The organism is Nocardiopsis sp. CNR-923 (assembly GCF_001942255.1).
Lineage (GTDB): Bacteria > Actinomycetota > Actinomycetes > Streptosporangiales > Streptosporangiaceae > Nocardiopsis.
Genome location: NZ_MKKC01000070.1, coordinates 33,636 through 50,059, shown reverse-complemented (window position 1 = coordinate 50,059; position 16,424 = coordinate 33,636). Strand labels below are relative to the sequence as shown.

General features: G+C 68.9%; 14 protein-coding genes and 1 pseudogene. 9 read left to right on the top strand and 6 right to left on the bottom strand.

Annotation, left to right across the window (positions count from 1 at the left end):
• Positions 1 to 440: 440 nt before the first annotated feature.
• The 4 genes from BJF83_RS08975 to BJF83_RS08960 all read left to right on the top strand — a co-directional run bounded on the left by BJF83_RS08975 (position 441) and on the right by BJF83_RS08960 (position 4,355).
• Positions 441 to 863 carry a DUF6507 family protein gene (locus BJF83_RS08975; protein WP_075925928.1) on the top strand — a complete coding sequence of 141 codons (423 nt, stop codon included), beginning with the start codon at positions 441 to 443 and terminating at the stop codon, positions 861 to 863.
• Between the two features lie 269 nt (positions 864 to 1,132).
• The gene (locus BJF83_RS08970) at positions 1,133 to 3,088 is read left to right on the top strand and encodes a hypothetical protein (protein WP_075925927.1); all 1,956 of its coding nucleotides are present in this window, start codon (positions 1,133 to 1,135) and stop codon (positions 3,086 to 3,088) included.
• Between the two features lie 104 nt (positions 3,089 to 3,192).
• Positions 3,193 to 3,849, top strand: a complete 657-nt coding sequence (locus BJF83_RS08965; protein WP_075925926.1) for a hypothetical protein — start codon at positions 3,193 to 3,195, stop codon at positions 3,847 to 3,849.
• Positions 3,849 to 4,355: a hypothetical protein gene (locus BJF83_RS08960; RefSeq protein WP_143831837.1), complete on the top strand. Its 507-nt coding sequence runs from the start codon at positions 3,849 to 3,851 to the stop codon at positions 4,353 to 4,355. Before BJF83_RS08965 ends, BJF83_RS08960 begins: the two co-directional genes overlap by 1 nt.
• On the opposite strand, the gene BJF83_RS26650 is transcribed toward BJF83_RS08960, so the two are convergent.
• Both BJF83_RS26650 and BJF83_RS08950 read right to left on the bottom strand, forming a co-directional pair.
• Positions 4,343 to 4,855 carry a TetR family transcriptional regulator C-terminal domain-containing protein gene (locus tag BJF83_RS26650; RefSeq protein WP_143831836.1) on the bottom strand — a complete coding sequence of 171 codons (513 nt, stop codon included), beginning with the start codon at positions 4,853 to 4,855 and terminating at the stop codon, positions 4,343 to 4,345. The two genes, BJF83_RS08960 and BJF83_RS26650, sit on opposite strands and share 13 nt — an antisense overlap.
• 331 nt (positions 4,856 to 5,186) lie before the next feature.
• On the bottom strand, positions 5,187 to 5,948 hold the full coding sequence (locus BJF83_RS08950) for a phosphatase PAP2 family protein (protein ID WP_075925924.1): 762 nt from the start codon (positions 5,946 to 5,948) through the stop codon (positions 5,187 to 5,189).
• Positions 5,949 to 6,676: 728 nt separating this feature from the next.
• Between BJF83_RS08950 and BJF83_RS08945 the strand changes: the two genes are divergently transcribed.
• The 4 genes and pseudogenes from BJF83_RS08945 (at position 6,677) to BJF83_RS08930 (ending at position 11,309) form a co-directional block, all read left to right on the top strand.
• Positions 6,677 to 7,360 (top strand): GntR family transcriptional regulator, encoded by a 684-nt coding sequence (locus BJF83_RS08945; RefSeq protein WP_075925923.1) that lies wholly within the window; start codon positions 6,677 to 6,679, stop codon positions 7,358 to 7,360.
• A gap of 497 nt (positions 7,361 to 7,857) precedes the next feature.
• Complete coding sequence (gene pdhA / locus BJF83_RS08940) at positions 7,858 to 8,964, top strand: pyruvate dehydrogenase (acetyl-transferring) E1 component subunit alpha (RefSeq protein ID WP_075925922.1); 1,107 nt, start codon at positions 7,858 to 7,860, stop codon at positions 8,962 to 8,964.
• Positions 8,965 to 8,979: 15 nt separating this feature from the next.
• Positions 8,980 to 9,993, top strand: coding sequence for an alpha-ketoacid dehydrogenase subunit beta (locus BJF83_RS08935; RefSeq protein ID WP_075925921.1), 1,014 nt, complete (start codon positions 8,980 to 8,982; stop codon positions 9,991 to 9,993).
• Between the two features lie 15 nt (positions 9,994 to 10,008).
• Positions 10,009 to 11,309 (top strand): annotated as a pseudogene (locus BJF83_RS08930) (dihydrolipoamide acetyltransferase family protein).
• Positions 11,310 to 11,375: 66 nt separating this feature from the next.
• On the opposite strand, the gene BJF83_RS08925 reads toward BJF83_RS08930, so the two are convergent.
• Complete coding sequence (locus tag BJF83_RS08925) at positions 11,376 to 11,930, bottom strand: GNAT family N-acetyltransferase (RefSeq protein WP_075925920.1); 555 nt, start codon at positions 11,928 to 11,930, stop codon at positions 11,376 to 11,378.
• A gap of 410 nt (positions 11,931 to 12,340) precedes the next feature.
• Positions 12,341 to 12,688: a PLDc N-terminal domain-containing protein gene (locus tag BJF83_RS08920; protein ID WP_075925919.1), complete on the bottom strand. Its 348-nt coding sequence runs from the start codon at positions 12,686 to 12,688 to the stop codon at positions 12,341 to 12,343.
• 340 nt (positions 12,689 to 13,028) lie between these two features.
• On the opposite strand from BJF83_RS08920, the gene BJF83_RS08915 reads away from it, so the two are divergent.
• Entirely contained in the window at positions 13,029 to 13,775 is a 747-nt protein-coding gene (locus tag BJF83_RS08915) for a GntR family transcriptional regulator (protein ID WP_075925943.1), read from the top strand.
• Positions 13,776 to 13,959: 184 nt separating this feature from the next.
• Here the strand turns inward: BJF83_RS08915 and BJF83_RS08910 are convergent, their stop codons facing one another.
• Together BJF83_RS08910 and BJF83_RS08905 are read right to left on the bottom strand one after the other, a co-directional pair.
• On the bottom strand, positions 13,960 to 15,018 hold the full coding sequence (locus BJF83_RS08910; protein ID WP_075925918.1) for an aspartate-semialdehyde dehydrogenase: 1,059 nt from the start codon (positions 15,016 to 15,018) through the stop codon (positions 13,960 to 13,962).
• On the bottom strand, positions 15,015 to 16,286 hold the full coding sequence (locus BJF83_RS08905; protein WP_075925917.1) for an aspartate kinase: 1,272 nt from the start codon (positions 16,284 to 16,286) through the stop codon (positions 15,015 to 15,017). The genes BJF83_RS08910 and BJF83_RS08905 overlap by 4 nt, the downstream gene beginning before the upstream one ends.
• Positions 16,287 to 16,424: the final 138 nt, after the last annotated feature.

The window sequence follows — 16,424 nt, the reverse complement described above, 5'->3', positions numbered from 1 at the left end:
GGCGGCGCCGCGTGCGCGGCGGGCACACTCGTCTCCTCCGGAGCCGTGGGCTCCCACTCGCCCACGCCGTGGCGCGCCATGACAAGCAGGACGAGGACCGTCGCGAGCAGGGCCGACGCCCACCGCGTCATCGCGCGCACGATCCCTCCCCCACGAAGGCCGGGGCCGGTCGCCCCGCACTGCGGAGAAAATACCACGGAGGGGTATGAGGTCGCCATCGGGTCGCGGAATGAGAGACGTCGCCATCCGGCTCCCACCCGTGGAAGTGGCCGACCGGGTGACCTCTCCGGACGTCGGGTTTGACCGCGCCGACCCTTCCCTGACAGCGGGTGTTGGCATAATGACGAGCGGACACAAGCGGCGAACCGGACTCAAGCCCCATTTCGCCGAGAACATCGGCACCGCCATGTACAGCTCGAAGCCGAAAGGAGCGTGCCCGAATGACATCCTGGGACATCCAACCGGGCGAGGTCCTCTCCGTGTTGGAATCCGTCATGGGTCACGTGGGAGGAGAAGGCAGCGGCGAGGGTCTGGTCGGTTGTATCGACCGCATGGAGACCAGCCTGATCAACGCGAGCAGCCACGCCAAGAGCGTAGCCGTCAGTATGGCCCTGGCGGAGTTCGCCGAGCACTACTTCGCGTTCAGCGGCGACATGGTCGCTCTGACGGGCAGCGCCATCGAAGGCGCCGGGGAGGCAACTGTGCACTACAACAACGGCAACCTCGAAATGGCCGCGGAGTCCCAGGCCAACGCTGGCGAGATCCCACCACGCCCGTGGACCCCCGCGACGCGGCGCTCGCCGGTAGCGACGTCCCCTTCTAGCCATCCCCATCCCGCGCCTGTGACCGAAACCGGCCAGTGACGCGGACCACACCCCGACACGGGCCGACAATGCCCGCGACCACTGCGGTCATCGGTACTGACCTGTCCATCAGCGCTCGCAGTCCCGCTCATGGAAGGCCGACTCGGCCCTGACCGACAGCGTGGCTTCCGTCACCACCCGCTGATAAGACAAAAGGTGCGTTCAGCGCATCCCTCGAATTCCTGACCCTCTCCTACCCCCACTCCCGACCTGTCCTTCCCAGGAACGACGGACACGACGGGCCCCCGACGCGAGGTGGAACACGAGCCTTGAGTGCCCCCATCGACCCCGACGCGATCCCTGTCCCGCAGACCAGAACCATCGAACTGGAGAACGAGGCCGCGCGACTCAGGGCCATCGGTGATGGCTTCTCCGACTCGGGCCACGACATCACGGGCGCCTGGGCCGGATTGTCGCACTGCTATTCAGCTCCGGAGGCCGAGGACCTTTTCGCCGTCCTGGACCCCGTGCCCCGCAGGGGCGACGACCTCAACGACGCCCTGACCTCCGCCGCCAGCGCTTTGGAGACCTTCGCCGCGACCGCGGCGGAGATCAAGCTGCGCATGCTGACGCTCCAGATGGAAGCACGCCGGTTCCTGACATCGATCGAAGGCGACGACGACTGGGACAAGGGCGGCCCGCTCGGCGGCAAGAGCGACAAGGCGGAAGAACTCGCCGCCCTCCAGGCCGACATCCGCCGGGCCACGGAAGAGTTCACGGCGGCCGAGATCGAGTGCGCCAACGCGATCACGAGCCTGCTTCCGGACGGCACCTTCTTCAGGTCCGCCGATCCCGGCGGGTCCACCGAGGTCGGGGAGAACGAGTTCATCTACGGCCTCACCGAGATCCCCGAGGACATGGAAACCCCCTGGGGGCCGCCCGCCACGACCGACCACCGCTGGTGGGTGGACGCCACCCACAGCGCGTGGGACTGGACCATGGGCGGGGTCACCGAGATCGCGGGGATGACCGGCACCTACTACGAGGGCCAGTGGGGCGTACCCATCGTGCTCTTCGGGCCGATCGCACCCTTCATCCGCTCCCAGGGCCAGGCCAACTTCCAGAACCACGTGGCCGACACCTGGACCGGGATCGCCCGTCTGAGCGGGTTCTACCGCGGCGATGGGCCAGCCCCCGCCACCGCTGAGGAAAGTGTCCTCGACCGGCCGTACCTGTGGGAGTGGGACGGCTGGTACGTCCCCGAATCCCGGGAGGAATGGTGGGGCAACGTCAAGCCCGGCCTCATCGAGATCGCGCACGGCGTGTACCCCTGGAGGGAGCACGAGACGCGACCCGGCTACGCACTGACCCAGGGATCCATCAACGCGGCCGGGGCGGTCATGGGCGGGGTCAGCCTGGTCAAGGGCGGGCTCGGGGGGCTGCGGGCACTCGGCAACGGAGACTTCGACCCCAACGCCCCGTCCCACGAGGACCTCACCGACGTGTTGGGGGGCGCGACGCTGCGCCCCGACGGATCGACCGGTGACGTCCCGCGCCCGAACCTGTCTGGCACGTCCGAGGGGCGTTGGGACAGCGAGCAAATGGACTCCGTGCGCGAGGCCCTAGACGAGCTCGCCGCCCGACAGGGCCAGCCCCCGCCCGAGACTCCCCGCACCACGCCCGACGTCCCCTGGGAACAGGGGCCGCAGGACTCCGCTGGACGCCCCCCGAACCGTGACAGCGGCCAGACGGTACCGACGTCGGACGCGGGTGCCGAGGTTCCCGCCGACTCTGACGCCGACGCCCCCGCACAGGACCCCACGGTCCAGGAAGTTCAGGACGCCCAGACCCTGGCGGAGATGCTCCGCCAGAACCCGGAACTCGCCGAGATCATGACCCCGGAGCTGGCGGAGGAGTTCCGGGCCATGGACCCGGACTCCCCCTGGGAGGTAAGCGCGGTCCGCGACCCTGAATCTGATGGGAGCGATGGACCCGAAATGAACAGGGAACCCGCTCTGATCGGCCCGCACATGGGTACAAGCGACGCGGCGGAGACCGCGAACACGCGGCCGAGCCAGCGGATCGACATGTCCGGTTCCGACAGCGATGTTCCGAACAACCAGCGGAACGGTGACGTCCAGAACGACGTTGACATGCGCGCCCGCACCCCGGACGCATCAACAGATCCGACAACACCACGTCCACCAACGGGGGCTCGCCCGACAACACGCGTGCCAACGGCGACAGTCCGACCGTCGGAGACTCGACCGGCGGTCGCGGTCTGACAACGAGTGCCGATGGCGACTTTCCCTCTGGAGGTGTTCCCGGCCATGAGGGTGAGAGCACGGACAGCGATCGGCCTCCTAGCGACGGGCCCGACCCAGACAGCATGGAACCGACCATCCTGGAGGATGGGAAGAAGCCATTCGACATCGAGTTCGGCCACACCGACGCGTCGGGGCGTTGGTTCGACGACATGGGGATCGCACACATCGAGCCACCAGTCACAGCCAATGACGCGCGGATCTACAACCAGATCCGCGCAGATGTGGGTGACACCAACAGAATCGCTGAGCAGACCGGCGTGAGGGTCGAAGTTCTCGACCGCATCAAGAATCACATCTTCATGAGCGAACACGACGTCGCTGTCGGACCGGGCGAGGTGAGACGAGGGAGGTTCACTCCGATGACACACATCGCCAGCTGGTGGATCAAGGCCCAGACAGGCCGGATCAGTGATACCGAGTTGCCTGCGTTCCATCAGTGGCTGGAGCACGAGTCGGTAGAAAGCCTGCTCATGGAGTGGGGGATGCCCTACCTGTCGTCCGACCCCGCTGCCTTCTCGTGGGATGACCTCTATGAGGACTACAGCCCCACGCCAACAGCCGACCACTATGGTGCTCACAACCTCGCGCCGTCGGAGGCGAGGCCGAACCCGTGGGATCACTATCGTGAGGAGTGGGAAGCTCCGAGAGACAGGCCCAACGCGGACCTGTCGAACTCCGAGGAAATCGCACGGGCGATCTTCGAAAGGTTCAATAAGTGATGAACGAGTGCACAGAGATCGCCTCCCGACTGCGGGCGATCGAATGGAATGAGAAACCCCTGTTCAGGAGGTCCCAGGCACGGCTCCTTCAGGAGTACCTCAGGCGATCCGCCATCTGGACCCAGGAAATCCATGCTCAGGGGTGGCCCTTCCTCGACATCGCCCACTGGGTCAACCCGAATGTCCGGGCCCCGGAGGAGACAGTCGACGACACTTTGAAGGCGCTTCCCAGCTTCGTCACCTTCTACGTGAGGCGAACCGTGGAATGGTCACTTCACTTCGCGTCCCTGAAGGATGCGGGCGAACAGCTCCCCGATCTACCCGACCCTTTCTTCCCTCTCCTCCTCGTATACGGGCGCGGAGACACCATCAACCTCACGCCAGCCGGTTTCATCGAGGTGGACGGGCTCTCCGTACCGCGAGGCGAGGTTCGCAGGTATGCCCGGGTTAGGCCTCTACTCAGCTTCGACAAGGAATCGCTCGATCAGCTCGATCAGTCTGAGTAGGGCGCGGTCATTGGTGGGGCGAGAACCGAATCCGGTTCCCACTCACGCGCTCGTCCGCCGCGGCCCCAGCCGCGCGGCGCTGCCGGCCGATATCTCCAGTCCCACCGACCTACCCCCCGTGCGCCGGGTCGTCGTCCAAGAGCCCGTTGATCAGGGTCAACGCCATCGCCGTCAGCTCCTCCTCGCCCAGGGGGCGCGCGGGCGCCCACTCCGGCGAGGGAATCGAAGAGCATCCCGTCGACCCACGCGAGGAACGCCCGTGTGTGCCGCCGGGGTGTCGGTGAGCCCAGGGCGGAGAACAGCTCGTCGAGCATCGTCCGGAACCGCTCGCCCAACCGGTCGTAGGTCTCCCGCAGTTCGGGGTTGCGCCCCGCCTCCGACGCCAGTTCGTAGCGCGCCAGCGACCGCTTCCGGTCCCGGGTGGCCGAGACCAGTAGGAACCGGGCGGCCAGCCGCGCCACCTCGGCCCGGTCCGCCCTCACCTGGCGGAGCAGGGGCATGGTGTCCCTCTCCTCCTGGTCGACCAGCCAGGTCAGCGCGGTCTCGATGAGCCGCAGACGGCATACGTTCGCGCACCCGTGCGACGCTGTTCCCCGAGCACCTCGGCCCCGTGTACTCCGGTTTCAGCACCTGGCGCCTGATCGCCGAGGGTGTGGACGCCTCGGTGTCCGCGGAGTCGTGGGGACCGAGCGGGTCAGTCGGGGTCATGCCGCTCGCGGACGGCCGCGTGTACCTGTACGCCATGGGCCGGGCGCCCGCGAAAGCCCATCGGCGCATGGCGGCGGCGCACACAGGAGGGATCCTGCGGGCGGCGCGTGTCGCGGAGGCGGCTCAGCCCCCGGTCTCGACGGGCGCCTCGCGGCCGTACCAGGGCCACCACTCGGCGGTGCGGCCGTGCGGGAACATCCGGTCCAGGCGGATGGTCACCCGGAGCGCGAACCCGCCCGCGACCATCCCCGCCAGCAGGTCCGTGAACCAGTGGAAGTGCAGGTAGACGGAGACGGTCGACTGGAGCAGGGCGATGGCCACGATGCAGAACCCCAGCCGCCGGATGATGTGCGGCCGTGCCGCGGCGAAGCGGATGATGAGGAACAGCACCAGCCCATAGATGAGGATGGCGTTGGCCCCGTGCCCGGAGGGAAAGGCCACGTTGCCCATCCCTTGGAAGAAGTCCGGGTCGAAGTCCTTGGCGTGCCCCCGGTTGATCGCCAGCTTCATCACCGACACCAGGGACATCATGCCGACCACCCCGACCGCGCCCAGCACGATCGGTCGCCAGCTCCGGTGCCAGTAGGCGAGTTGGATCGCGGTCACCAGCAGCACGGGGAGCGCCACCGCACGCGAGGCCACCGTGTCCGGCCAGAGGATGAGCGGTTCGCGCAGCAGGTCCCAGTAGGGCCGCGGCAGCTCGTTGAGGAACACGTCGACGGGGTGCAGCGGCCCGGCGGCCAGCATCGTCACCACCAGGAGCGCGACCGCGAGGATGATGGCGACCCGGTCCGAGGCGAGCCCCCAGGCGATCTCGCTCACACTGGGCCATGCGACGGAACGCACGACGGGGACCCCCGGGGCCGCGCCCGAGGTGCGCACCACCGGAATGGGACCGCTGTACGGCCCCGGTGCGGGGGACCGTTGCTGCCTGTCGTGTGCCTTTGTCACGTGTATGGACCGTGCGTGTCGGGTCCGCGAAGAGTGCGTCATGTGCTCAGTGCTGTCCTTCGGGGGCTCGCCTTGGCGCTCCAGGAGCGCGGGGGACGGGCTAGCCGCGGTTGCTGGTACTGATCCTGACGTCCTCAGGGCCGACTCGGGGATCGTCGTTCAGGACGGGAACGATCCCCGTCACCCCGTTCGACGGCCGGACCTTGGAACCGGTTCACGACGTCGTGTCCGGTCGCGGGCAGGTCCGGCGTCCAAGGAACAAACTGGACGGCCGCGGCGCCCACGGTGTGCGCCACGCCTCGCGAATATGGTCGTCAGCGCAGTTCACGGCGCTCTCGTCGGGTCCTTTACCGTGGCATGGGCCACTTCTCGCCGAAGCTGGGGTGAACATTGCCGACAGATGAGCCTACCTGGACACTCGCGCCCAAGAGTGTTCCGGCGGGTCAACAGTGCTCCCTCCACCTGGGACTTTGTCCCATGCCCCGGCACCCGTCGAGCGTGGTTCACCCCGGCGAGACGCGTTCGTGATGTTTCCGTTAGGCGTTCGACGCACGCGGTCCGGTCGACCCGCACCGGTGTGGCACTCTTCAAGGAGCTTGTACGTCGCTGAGCGGACGGGCTCGCGCGGGGTGCGCGCGAGCCGTGGAACGGAAGGGCCGTGGATGGTCGACCTCCCGCAGTTGCCGGATGATCCCTCGAAACTGGCCCGGGAGCCGCTCCGGGAGCAGATCCGGCAGGTACTGGTCGAGGGCCTGCTGTCCGGACGGTGGAAGCCCGGCGAACGGATCGTCGAACGCCGCGTCGCCACGGAGCTCAGGGTCAGCCAGGCCCCCGTCCGTGAGGCGCTGCGCGAGCTGGAGACCCTGCGGTTGATCGAGACGGTGCCGAACAAGGGCGCTCGCGTCCGCGCCTTCGGAGTCCAGGACATGGCGGAGATCTACCCCGTCCGTGCGGGCCTGGAGCTCGTCGCGGCCCGGCTCGCGGCGCCACGGCTGGCCGCGGACCCCTCCGCGCTGGAGCGGGAGGTCGAGGCGCTCAAGCGGGCCACCGCCCAGGGCGACGTCTCCGAGCAGATCCGGCACAGCGTCGAGTTCCACCGCGAGATCGTGCGTGCAGCCGACAACAGCGTGCTCCTGCACACCTGGGAGTCGCTGGGCGTCGAGGTCTGGACCGCACTGTCCGTGCGCTGGCTCGACATGCAGCTGCACGCCAAGGCCGGGGACCATGACCAGATCACGCGCGCCTTCCGCGAGGGCGACCCGGCGGTGGGCCAGATGGTGAGCGACCACGTCCTCAACTACGTCGAGGCGGCCCTTCGAACGCACGGACGGGCCGTGCACCGCTGACACGGGCCCGGGGCCGGTCCGGGGGCGATCCTCCGGGCGAATCAGGAGTGACCTGCTCGTTCGCACCAAATTTCGGAGATCTACCGTAAAGTCGTATTGATCGATCATCGATCAGTCCGTAGAGTGTGCGCGACGCACATCACACGCACGTGTCCCACGGGATCACGGTGTCGTTCCTCCGGCCGGTGGACGAACCCGGGTCACCGGAGACCGTCGCGCCGACCGCACGGGATGCATAGGGCACCCCAGACCGGGAAGCAATGCGGTCAAGGGTCCGGACGACAACCGCACACCAGACCCCACCATCGCCTCGCGTCAGGGGAGCAACGAGCCACGGGCTCCGCGACGCGCCCCGCGACAGCCACAAGAGCGCCACCGCCGATTGAGCCCGGCGGAGGCGCACGCCACGGTCACGCCCGACAGCGGGCCACGGCGGGCCTCGCGCTCCGGCCCACAGGCCCGGGCGACAGGCCTTCTCGTACGTAGAAAGGCACAGCATGGCTGACACGGCCAAGCCGAAGGGCGGCGCCGCCAGGTCCTCCGGGTCCCGGCGTCGGACCCGCAAGGACACCTCCCCGAGCCTCGGCGACGAGAGCCCCGACACCCTCCTCGACTACTACCGCCGGATGCTCTTGATCCGCCGCTTCGAGGAGCGCACCGCGCAGGCCTACACCCAGGCCAGGGTCGGCGGCTACTGCCACCTGAACCTGGGCGAGGAGGCCACGGTCGTCGGCCTGATGACCGCACTGAAGGAGACCGACTACCTCTTCACGAACTACCGCGACCACGGGTACGCGATCGAGAAGGGGATGGACCCCAAGCGGGTCATGGCCGAGCTCTACGGACGCTCCGACGGCGTGTCCAAGGGCTGGGGCGGCTCGATGCACATGTACGACACCGAGTCCCGCATGCTCGGCGGCTACGGCATCGTCGGCGGTCAGCTCCCGCTGGCCACGGGCGCGGCGCTGGCCGTCTCCTACAAGGGCGGCGACGAGGTCGTCATGTGCCAGATGGGTGACGGCACCACCAACATCGGGGCCTGGCACGAGTCCCTCAACATCGCCAAGCTGTGGAACCTGCCGATCGTCTTCGTGGTGGTCAACAACTTCACCGGTATGGGCACCACCGTCGAGATGTCCTCGGCCGAGCCCGAGCTGTACAAGCGCGGCGCCGCCTTCCGCATCGAGGGCGAGCGTGTGGACGGCCGCGACGTCCTGGCCGTCCGCGACACCGCCGCCCGTCTCGTGGAGCGCGCCCGCCAGGAGCAGACCCCGTTCCTGCTGGAGGCGTGGAGCCACCGTCAGAAGGGCCACTCGGTCGTCGACCCCGCCAAGTACCGCACCGACGAGCAGCGCGACACGGCGCGGGCCGACGAGAACGACCCGATCCGACTGTTCGAGGACCGGCTCACCAAGGCGGGCGTCCTGACCGACGAGCTCCGCGACGAGATCGCCGCGGCGGTCAAGTCCGAGGTCACCGAGGCCGCCGACTTCGCCGAGAACAGCCCCAAGCCCGACGTCTCCACACTCTTCGACTACACGTACGCCACCCCGGTTCCCAACGAGTCGCGGCGCATGCCCGCCGACCCGGTGTTCGCGGAGTAGGGAAGGAACCAGCACATGTCTGTGATCACCTACCGCCAGGCTCTGCGGGACACCCTTCGCGCCGAGATGCTCCGCGACGAGAACGTCTTCGTCATCGGCGAGGAGATCGGCGTCTTCGAGGGCTCCTACAAGATCACCGAGGGTTTGCTCAAGGAGTTCGGCCCACGCCGGGTCAAGGACACCCCGATCGCGGAGGAGGGCTTCGTCGGCGCCGCCATCGGCGCGGCCATGCTGGGCCTGCGCCCGGTCGTGGAGCTCATGACGATCAACTTCTCGCTGATCGCCATCGACCAGATCATCAACCACGCCGCCAAGATCTACGGGATGTTCGGCGGCCAGACCAGCGTGCCCATGGTCATCCGCACCCCCGGTGGCGGCGGCCAGCAGCTCGGTGCGACGCACTCGCAGAACATCGAGCTGTTCTACTCCTTCATCCCGGGCCTGAAGGTGCTCGCCCCGAGCACCCCGGCCGAGGCGTCCTCGATGCTCCGCGCGGCCATCCGCGACGACGACCCGGTCCTCTTCCTGGAGAACCTGGGCCTGTACAACTCCAAGGGCGAGGTACCCGAGGGCTACGCCGAGGCCGACAACGACGACGTCGCCACGATCGGTCGTGCCGCGGTCACCCGCGAGGGGTCCGACATCACGCTCATCGGCTACTCCCGCATGGCGATGGTGGCGAACCAGGTCGCGGAGAAACTGGCCCAGGAGGACATCAGCGTCGAGGTGGTCGACCTGCGCAGCCTGCGCCCGTTGGACCGCCAGACGTTCGTGGACTCGGTGAAGAAGACCGGCGCCGCGGTGATCTGCGAGGACGACTGGCTGACCTACGGGATCGGCGCGGAGATCGCCGCGTCGATCCAGGAGGGCGCCTTCGACTACCTGGACGCCCCGGTCCGGCGCGTGGCCATGGCGGAGGTGCCGATGCCCTACGCCAAGCCGCTGGAGACGGCGGCCCTGCCCTCCGTGGAGTCGATCAGCACCGCCATCAAGGAGACCCTGAGCGCCGTCGGCAAGCGGGTCGGGTAGAGGAGTTTTTCCGTCATGAGCGATATCCACATGCCACGCCTCTCCGACACCATGGAGGAAGGCGTCATCAGCACCTGGGTCAAGAAGGTGGGCGACAAGGTCGCCTCCGGTGACATCCTGGTCGAGATCGAGACCGACAAGGCCCTCATGGAGTACGAGGCCTACGAGGACGGCTTCCTGGTGAAGCAGCTCGTGGCCGAGGGTGACACGGTGCCGATCGGCGAGGTCATCGGTGTGATCGGGGACAGCCCCGACGCCGTGCCCGAGGAGTCCGCTCCGGCCGCCCCGGCCCCGCCGCCGAGGAGGGCGCGGCCGAGGAGGAAGGGTCCGAGACTCCGGCCCCGGCCGCCGAGCCCGCCGCTCCGGCCGCCCCCCCGGTCGACGGTGAGCGTCCGCGCACCTCCCCGCTGGCCCGCCGGCTGGCCAAGGAGTACGGCCTGGACATCACCAGGATCAAGGGCTCCGGTCCCAAGGGCCGGATCGTGCGCGCCGACATCGAGGCCGCCGCCAAGGAGGGCGTCCCCGAGTCCCAGGACGCCGGGGCCACGGCTCCGGCCGCCGCCCCGCAGGCCACGCAGACCACGCAGGCCACGCAGGCCACGCAGGCCACGGCCTTCGACGACGGCCGTGCCTCGGAGGAGCTCAAGGTCAGCAACGTGCGCAGGGTGATCGCGCGCCGCCTGACCGAGAGCAAGCAGCAGGTTCCGCACTTCTACCTGCGCCGCACGATCGACGCCGAGGCCCTCAAGGCCTTCCGCGCCCAGGTCAACGAGCGGCTGGCGAGCACGGGCGTGAAGGTCAGCTTCAACGACCTCATCGTCAAGGCGTGCGCGACCGCGCTGAAGCTGCACCCGGCCGTGAACACCTCCTGGGTGAACGACGGGCTGCTCCAGCACCACCGGGTCAACGTCGGCGTGGCCGTGGCCGTGGAGGCGGGCCTGGTGGTCCCGGTCCTGCACGACACGGACAAGGCGACGCTGTCGGAGATCTCCACCCGCACGCGTGAGCTGGCGGGCAAGGCGCGCGACAACAAGCTCAAGCCGCAGGAGATGAGCGGCGGCACGTTCAGCGTGTCCAACCTGGGCATGTTCGGCGTGGACAGCTTCTCCGCCGTGATCAACCCTCCGGAGGCCGCGATCCTCGCGGTCGGCGCGATGCGCCAGGAGGCCGTGGTCGTGGACGGCGAGGTCGTCGCGCGCAACCGCATCGCCCTGGAGCTGTCGGTGGACCACCGCGCGGTGGACGGCGCCGTGGGCGCGGCCTTCCTCAAGGACCTCGCGGAGATCCTGGAAGAGCCCATGCGGATCATCCTGTAGCGACGACCGCTCCGCGCGCGAGGGCGCCCCGGCCGGATCCCAGCCTCCGGTCGGGGCGTTCGTCGTTCACTCCGGCCGGTCGACCGGCCACTCGTGGGCGAGCACCGACCAGATCTCCGTGTCCTGCCGCACGCCCCGGTACAGCACGTCGCCCCGGAGGACGCCGTCGCGGCTCATGCCCAGGCGCTTGGCGACGTTGATGCTCGGAAGGTTCGCGGAGGAGACGCGCCACTCGACGCGGTGCATGCCGCGTTCCCGGAACGCCCAGTCGATGATGGCCCGGCTCGCGCGGGTGACCAGGCCGCGCCCGACGGCGGCCGGTTCCAGCCAGCAGCCCGCCTCGCAGGTGCCCGAGGCGGCGTCGAAGACACGGAAGAGCACGCCGCCGACGAGGAGTCCGTCGTCCCAGATGCCGTAGAGCCGACCGGTGTCGCGGGCGGCCTTGTCCGCGTAGGTCTGGAGCCAGCCACGCGCCGCGTCGAGGTCGGCCACGAGGTCGGGAAGGCCGACGTGCTGGCCGACGTGCTCGCGACCGCGGTTCATGTGGGCGAGGAACTCCTCGGTTTGCCAGGGTTCCAACGGCCGGAGTTCGACCGTTCCGCCCAGGGAGATAGCGAACATACCCATTCCTCACGTTCGGCGTGCGCGTGCACCGGATCCTTGCACACCTGACGGCCGTCGCGTCCACAGGCTGTGGACCGCGACCGCCTCTGCGCGGCGAGGCGGACTCCTACCGTCACCGCGGGACACGGGACCGTCGCGTCCGGGGCGAGGGCCGACTCGGCGATGAAGATGAGGGCGGACACGGCGAACCCGGTGACGACGGAGAACGTCGGCGCGGTACGTCCGGGGACCACGTGGGCCAACGCGTTCGCACGGCCGCGGGAGGCTTCTCCCCGAAGGCGGACGTGACGCCGGTCGGGGTGACGGCGCGGACACCGGTCGGGCCCTCATCGCCGTACCTCATGGCCGCGCCGGCCGAAGCGCACGGACGCGCGGCGCCTGGTCGGCCGGAGGGGCCGCCGCGCCGCTCAGGCGTGACCGAGGCCGTTCTGGCTGTCGAGGACGTCGCTGTGCTGGCCGACGCTGACCGGAACGGAATGACGGGAGCGGTTCCTGGCGATGCCGAGGATGCGGTTCAGGTGACCCTTGCGGCCGACGACGAACCAGGCCACGGGACCGAGCAGCGGGTACCCGATCTCGAAGATGATCCACAGGAGCTTGCCCCCACCGGTCGTGTCCTTGTGGAGCAGTGTGGAAACGACCGCTGCGACCAGCAGGACCAACAGCGCCAGCGCGAGGACGAGGACGAGGACCCCCGTGATCCCGGCCGCCAGGGCGACTTCGGGATCGGCGGTCTCGGCGAGGTACGCGAACATGACTCTCCCCACATGCGGTGCTGCCACTCCCACGTAGGGTATTGACTGATCGTGATTCCTTCCTTACATTGCGTGACTTTCGGGCGTTTCCCGTGCGCACTTCGTCGTTCCGAATCCATGCCCTCCGGCGGTCCGGAACCGACTACTTTCGGGTAGCGGTCCCCACCTGCGCTTTCCACTGCTTTACTGGGCACATGGGCGAGCTTCGGCGAACTGGCAGGTCCACCCCCTCCACCCGGCCCGACGCGGGTCCCCACTCACCCGTCCGCCTCACCGTTCCCCCCTGGGAACCCAGAGCGGATGCGACCACGGAGGGTCCGGCGATCGTGGTCGGGTGACCGTGGTCAGGCAGCCCCGGTACCTCTGGCTGGCCGAACAACTCCGCGAACCGATCCTGCGCGGCGAGATCTCCCCCGGCACCAGGTTGCCCTCACGCACCAGGCTGGCACGCACCTACCGCGTCAGCGAACAGATCTCCCGCACCGCGCTCCGCCTCCTGGTCACCGAGGGTCTGGTCGAGGCCAGACCGGGCTCGGGCTACTTCGTCCGCGACGTCCCCGAGGTGTTCCGGCTGTGCCGCACGGACATCGCCTCCGGTTCGGGGCTCGGTCGGCTCAGCCGCGAGAGGATCGGCACCGAGCAGGAGCCCTGCGTGTCCCCCCTGAGCTCCCGTCTGCGCCTGCGCGACGGGGACCCGGTGTACCGGACCACGCAGCGCGGCCTCTCCGCGCGGGTGCCCATCGCCCTCCACCTGTCCTGGGAGCCCGCCTCCCTCACGGCGGGCACACTGCGCACCCCCTTCGACGCCGCGGCCGACCTCGGGTTGCTCGACCGGCTCAGCGCCGCGGGTCACCCCGTCGACCGCGTGGTCGAGGAGGTGTGCGTCCGGTCCCTGCGCGACGCGGAGGCCACCCTCCTCAGGGCCGCTCCGGGCATGTCCGTGCTGGTCGTGGAACGCACGCACTACAGCAGCGGCCGTCCCGTGGAGACCTCCGACCTGATCGGCGCGGCGGAGCAGTGCCGCCTCCTCTACAAGCTGTCCCTGGCCCGACCGCGCCGCGCCGGCGATCCGCGCGGGCGAAGCTGATCCCGGGCGCGACCGCGGTGGCCGTTCAGCTCAACGGACGCACACGCGAGGCGCTCGGCTGGGATACCCCCCAGCCGAGCGCCTCGCTAACCTGCCCGACACGAGCCACTGACCTTCCGTGTCGCGACGGCCCCTAGAATCCGCCCACGGGTGCGGGCCACCGCCGTCGTCGGGACCGGAAGCGTCAGCCGGTGAACTCCCTGGCGACGACCTCGGCGATCTGCGCCGTGTTCAACGCGGCGCCCTTGCGCAGGTTGTCCCCGCACAGGAACAGGTCGAGGGACTTCGGGTCGTCCAGCGACCGGCGGATGCGTCCGACCCAGGTCGGGTCGGTGCCCACCACGTCGGCCGGAGTCGGGAACTCGCCCTTGCCCGGATCGTCCTGGACCAGGACGCCCTCGGCAGAGCGGAGCAGTTCGCGGGCGGCGTCGGCGGTGACCTCCTCGGCGAAGGTGGCGTGCACGGCCAGCGAGTGGGTCGTGATCACCGGGACGCGCACACAGGTCGCGGAGACGCGCAGGTCGGGCAGGCCCAGGATCTTGCGGGACTCGTTGCGGACCTTCAGCTCCTCCGAGGCCCAGCCGTCCTCCTTGAGTGAACCCGCCCACGGCACGACGTTGTAGGCCAGCGGCGCCGGGAACGGGCCCAACTCGCCGACGGAGGCGCGCACGTCGCCGGCCTTCTCGGCGATCCCGCGGTCCGCGCTGACCTTGGCCATCTGGTCGCGCAGGGTGTCGATGCCCTCCTGGCCGGCGCCGGAGGCGGCCTGGTAGGAGGCGACCACCAGGTCGGTGACGCCGAAGGCGCGGTGCAGCGCACCGATCGCGACGATCATCGACAGCGTGGTGCAGTTGGGGTTGCTGATGATGCCACGCGGGCGGTTGCGGACCTGGTCCGCGTTGACCTCGGGCACCACGAGCGGGACGTCGGCGTCCATCCGGAAGGCGCCGGAGTTGTCCACGGCCACCGCGCCGCGGGCGGCGGCGATCGGAGCCCACTCCTTGGACACCTCGTCCGGGACGTCGAACATGGCCACGTCGACGCCGTCGAAGACCTCGGGCTCCAGGGCCCGCACGACCACGTCCTCGCCGCGCACCCTCAGCACCTTGCCCGCGCTGCGCGCGGACGCGATGAGACGGATCTCGCCCCAGACGTTCTCGCGCTGGGTGAGGATGTCGAGCATGACGGTGCCGACGGCGCCGGTGGCCCCGACGACGGCCAGGGTGGGAAGACGGTTGCTCATCGGCCGGTACCTCCGTAGACGACAGCCTCGACCTGCTCGGCGTCGAGCTGGAACTCACTGTGGGCGGCCTGCACGGCCGCGTCGATCTGGGACTCCTCGACGATGACCGAGATGCGGATCTCCGACGTGGAGATCATCTCGATGTTGGTGCCGGAGCCCGCCACCGCGTCGAAGAACCGCGCGGTGACACCGGGGTAGGAACGCATCCCGGCGCCGATCAGCGAGACCTTGCCGATCTTGTCGTCGTAGCGCAGGGACTCGAATCCGACCTTGTCCTGCACCTTCTTCAGCGAGGAGACGGCGATCTTGCCCGACTCCTTCGGGACGGTGAAGGAGATGTCGGTACGGGAGGTGGAGACCGCCGACACGTTCTGCACGATCATGTCGATGTTGATCTCGGCGTCGGCGAGCGCCCGGAAGATCGTGGCGGCCTCACCCACCTTGTCCGGCACGCCGACGACGGTGATCTTGGCTTCGCTCCGGTCGTGGGAGACCCCGGAGATGATCGGCTGTTCCATGCCTTCGCTTTCCTCGACTTCCGAGACGACCCAGGTCCCGGGCTTCTGGCTGAACGACGAGCGCACGTGCAGGGGGATGTTGTACCGCCGCGCGTACTCCACGCACCGCAGGTGCAGGATCTTGGTTCCGCAGGCGGCCATCTCCAGCATCTCCTCGTAGGAGACCTGCGGGATGCGCTGGGCGGAGGGGACGATGCGCGGGTCGGCGGTGAAGACTCCGTCGACGTCGCTGTAGATCTCGCAGGCGTCGGCCTCCAGGGCCGCGGCCAGCGCGACCGCCGTGGTGTCGGAGCCGCCGCGCCCGAGGGAGGTGATGTCCTTGGTGTCCTGGGAGACGCCCTGGAACCCGGCGACGATGCAGATCGCGCCCTCGTCCACGGCCTCCTGGATCCGCCCCGGAGTCACGTCGATGATCTTCGCGTTACCGTGCAGCGACGTGGTGATGACACCGGCCTGCGAACCGGTGAAGGACCGGGCCTCGTATCCCAGGTTCTCGATGGCCATCGCGACGAGGGCCATCGACATCCGCTCACCCGCGGTCACGAGCATGTCGAGCTCACGTGCCGGCGGCATCGGGGAGACCTGTTCGGCCAGGTCCAGCAGCTCGTCGGTCGTGTCGCCCATGGCAGACACGACGACGACCACGTCATATCCCGCCTTTTTCTGAGCGACGATCCGCTGGGCTACTCGCTTGATGGCTTCCGCGTCAGCCACGGAAGACCCACCGTACTTCTGCACGATTAGGGCCACGATCGATGCTCCTGAGGAGTTGGGATCAAGTCAACAGACAATGTGGAGTGTAGCCAGCCGCGTTCGCCAAACCCCGTCCGACCTGCGACGGGAGGGCGCGGCGACTTGACACGCCAGCACTCGGGCTACCCGGAGAAC

Bases quoted from the DNA above. Each gene is read 5' to 3' on its own strand.
- pdhA (WP_075925922.1), top strand. From the start codon at position 7,858: ATGGCTGACACGGCCAAGCCGAAGGGCGGCGCCGCCAGGTCCTCCGGG.
- BJF83_RS08935 (WP_075925921.1), top strand. From the start codon at position 8,980: ATGTCTGTGATCACCTACCGCCAGGCTCTGCGGGACACCCTTCGCGCC.
- BJF83_RS08945 (WP_075925923.1), top strand. From the start codon at position 6,677: ATGGTCGACCTCCCGCAGTTGCCGGATGATCCCTCGAAACTGGCCCGG.
- BJF83_RS08925 (WP_075925920.1), bottom strand. From the start codon at position 11,930: ATGTTCGCTATCTCCCTGGGCGGAACGGTCGAACTCCGGCCGTTGGAA.
- BJF83_RS08920 (WP_075925919.1), bottom strand. From the start codon at position 12,688: ATGTTCGCGTACCTCGCCGAGACCGCCGATCCCGAAGTCGCCCTGGCG.
- BJF83_RS08965 (WP_075925926.1), top strand. From the start codon at position 3,193: ATGGAACCGACCATCCTGGAGGATGGGAAGAAGCCATTCGACATCGAG.
- BJF83_RS26650 (WP_143831836.1), bottom strand. From the start codon at position 4,855: ATGCCCCTGCTCCGCCAGGTGAGGGCGGACCGGGCCGAGGTGGCGCGG.
- BJF83_RS08975 (WP_075925928.1), top strand. From the start codon at position 441: ATGACATCCTGGGACATCCAACCGGGCGAGGTCCTCTCCGTGTTGGAA.
- BJF83_RS08910 (WP_075925918.1), bottom strand. From the start codon at position 15,018: ATGAGCAACCGTCTTCCCACCCTGGCCGTCGTCGGGGCCACCGGCGCC.
- BJF83_RS08960 (WP_143831837.1), top strand. From the start codon at position 3,849: ATGAACGAGTGCACAGAGATCGCCTCCCGACTGCGGGCGATCGAATGG.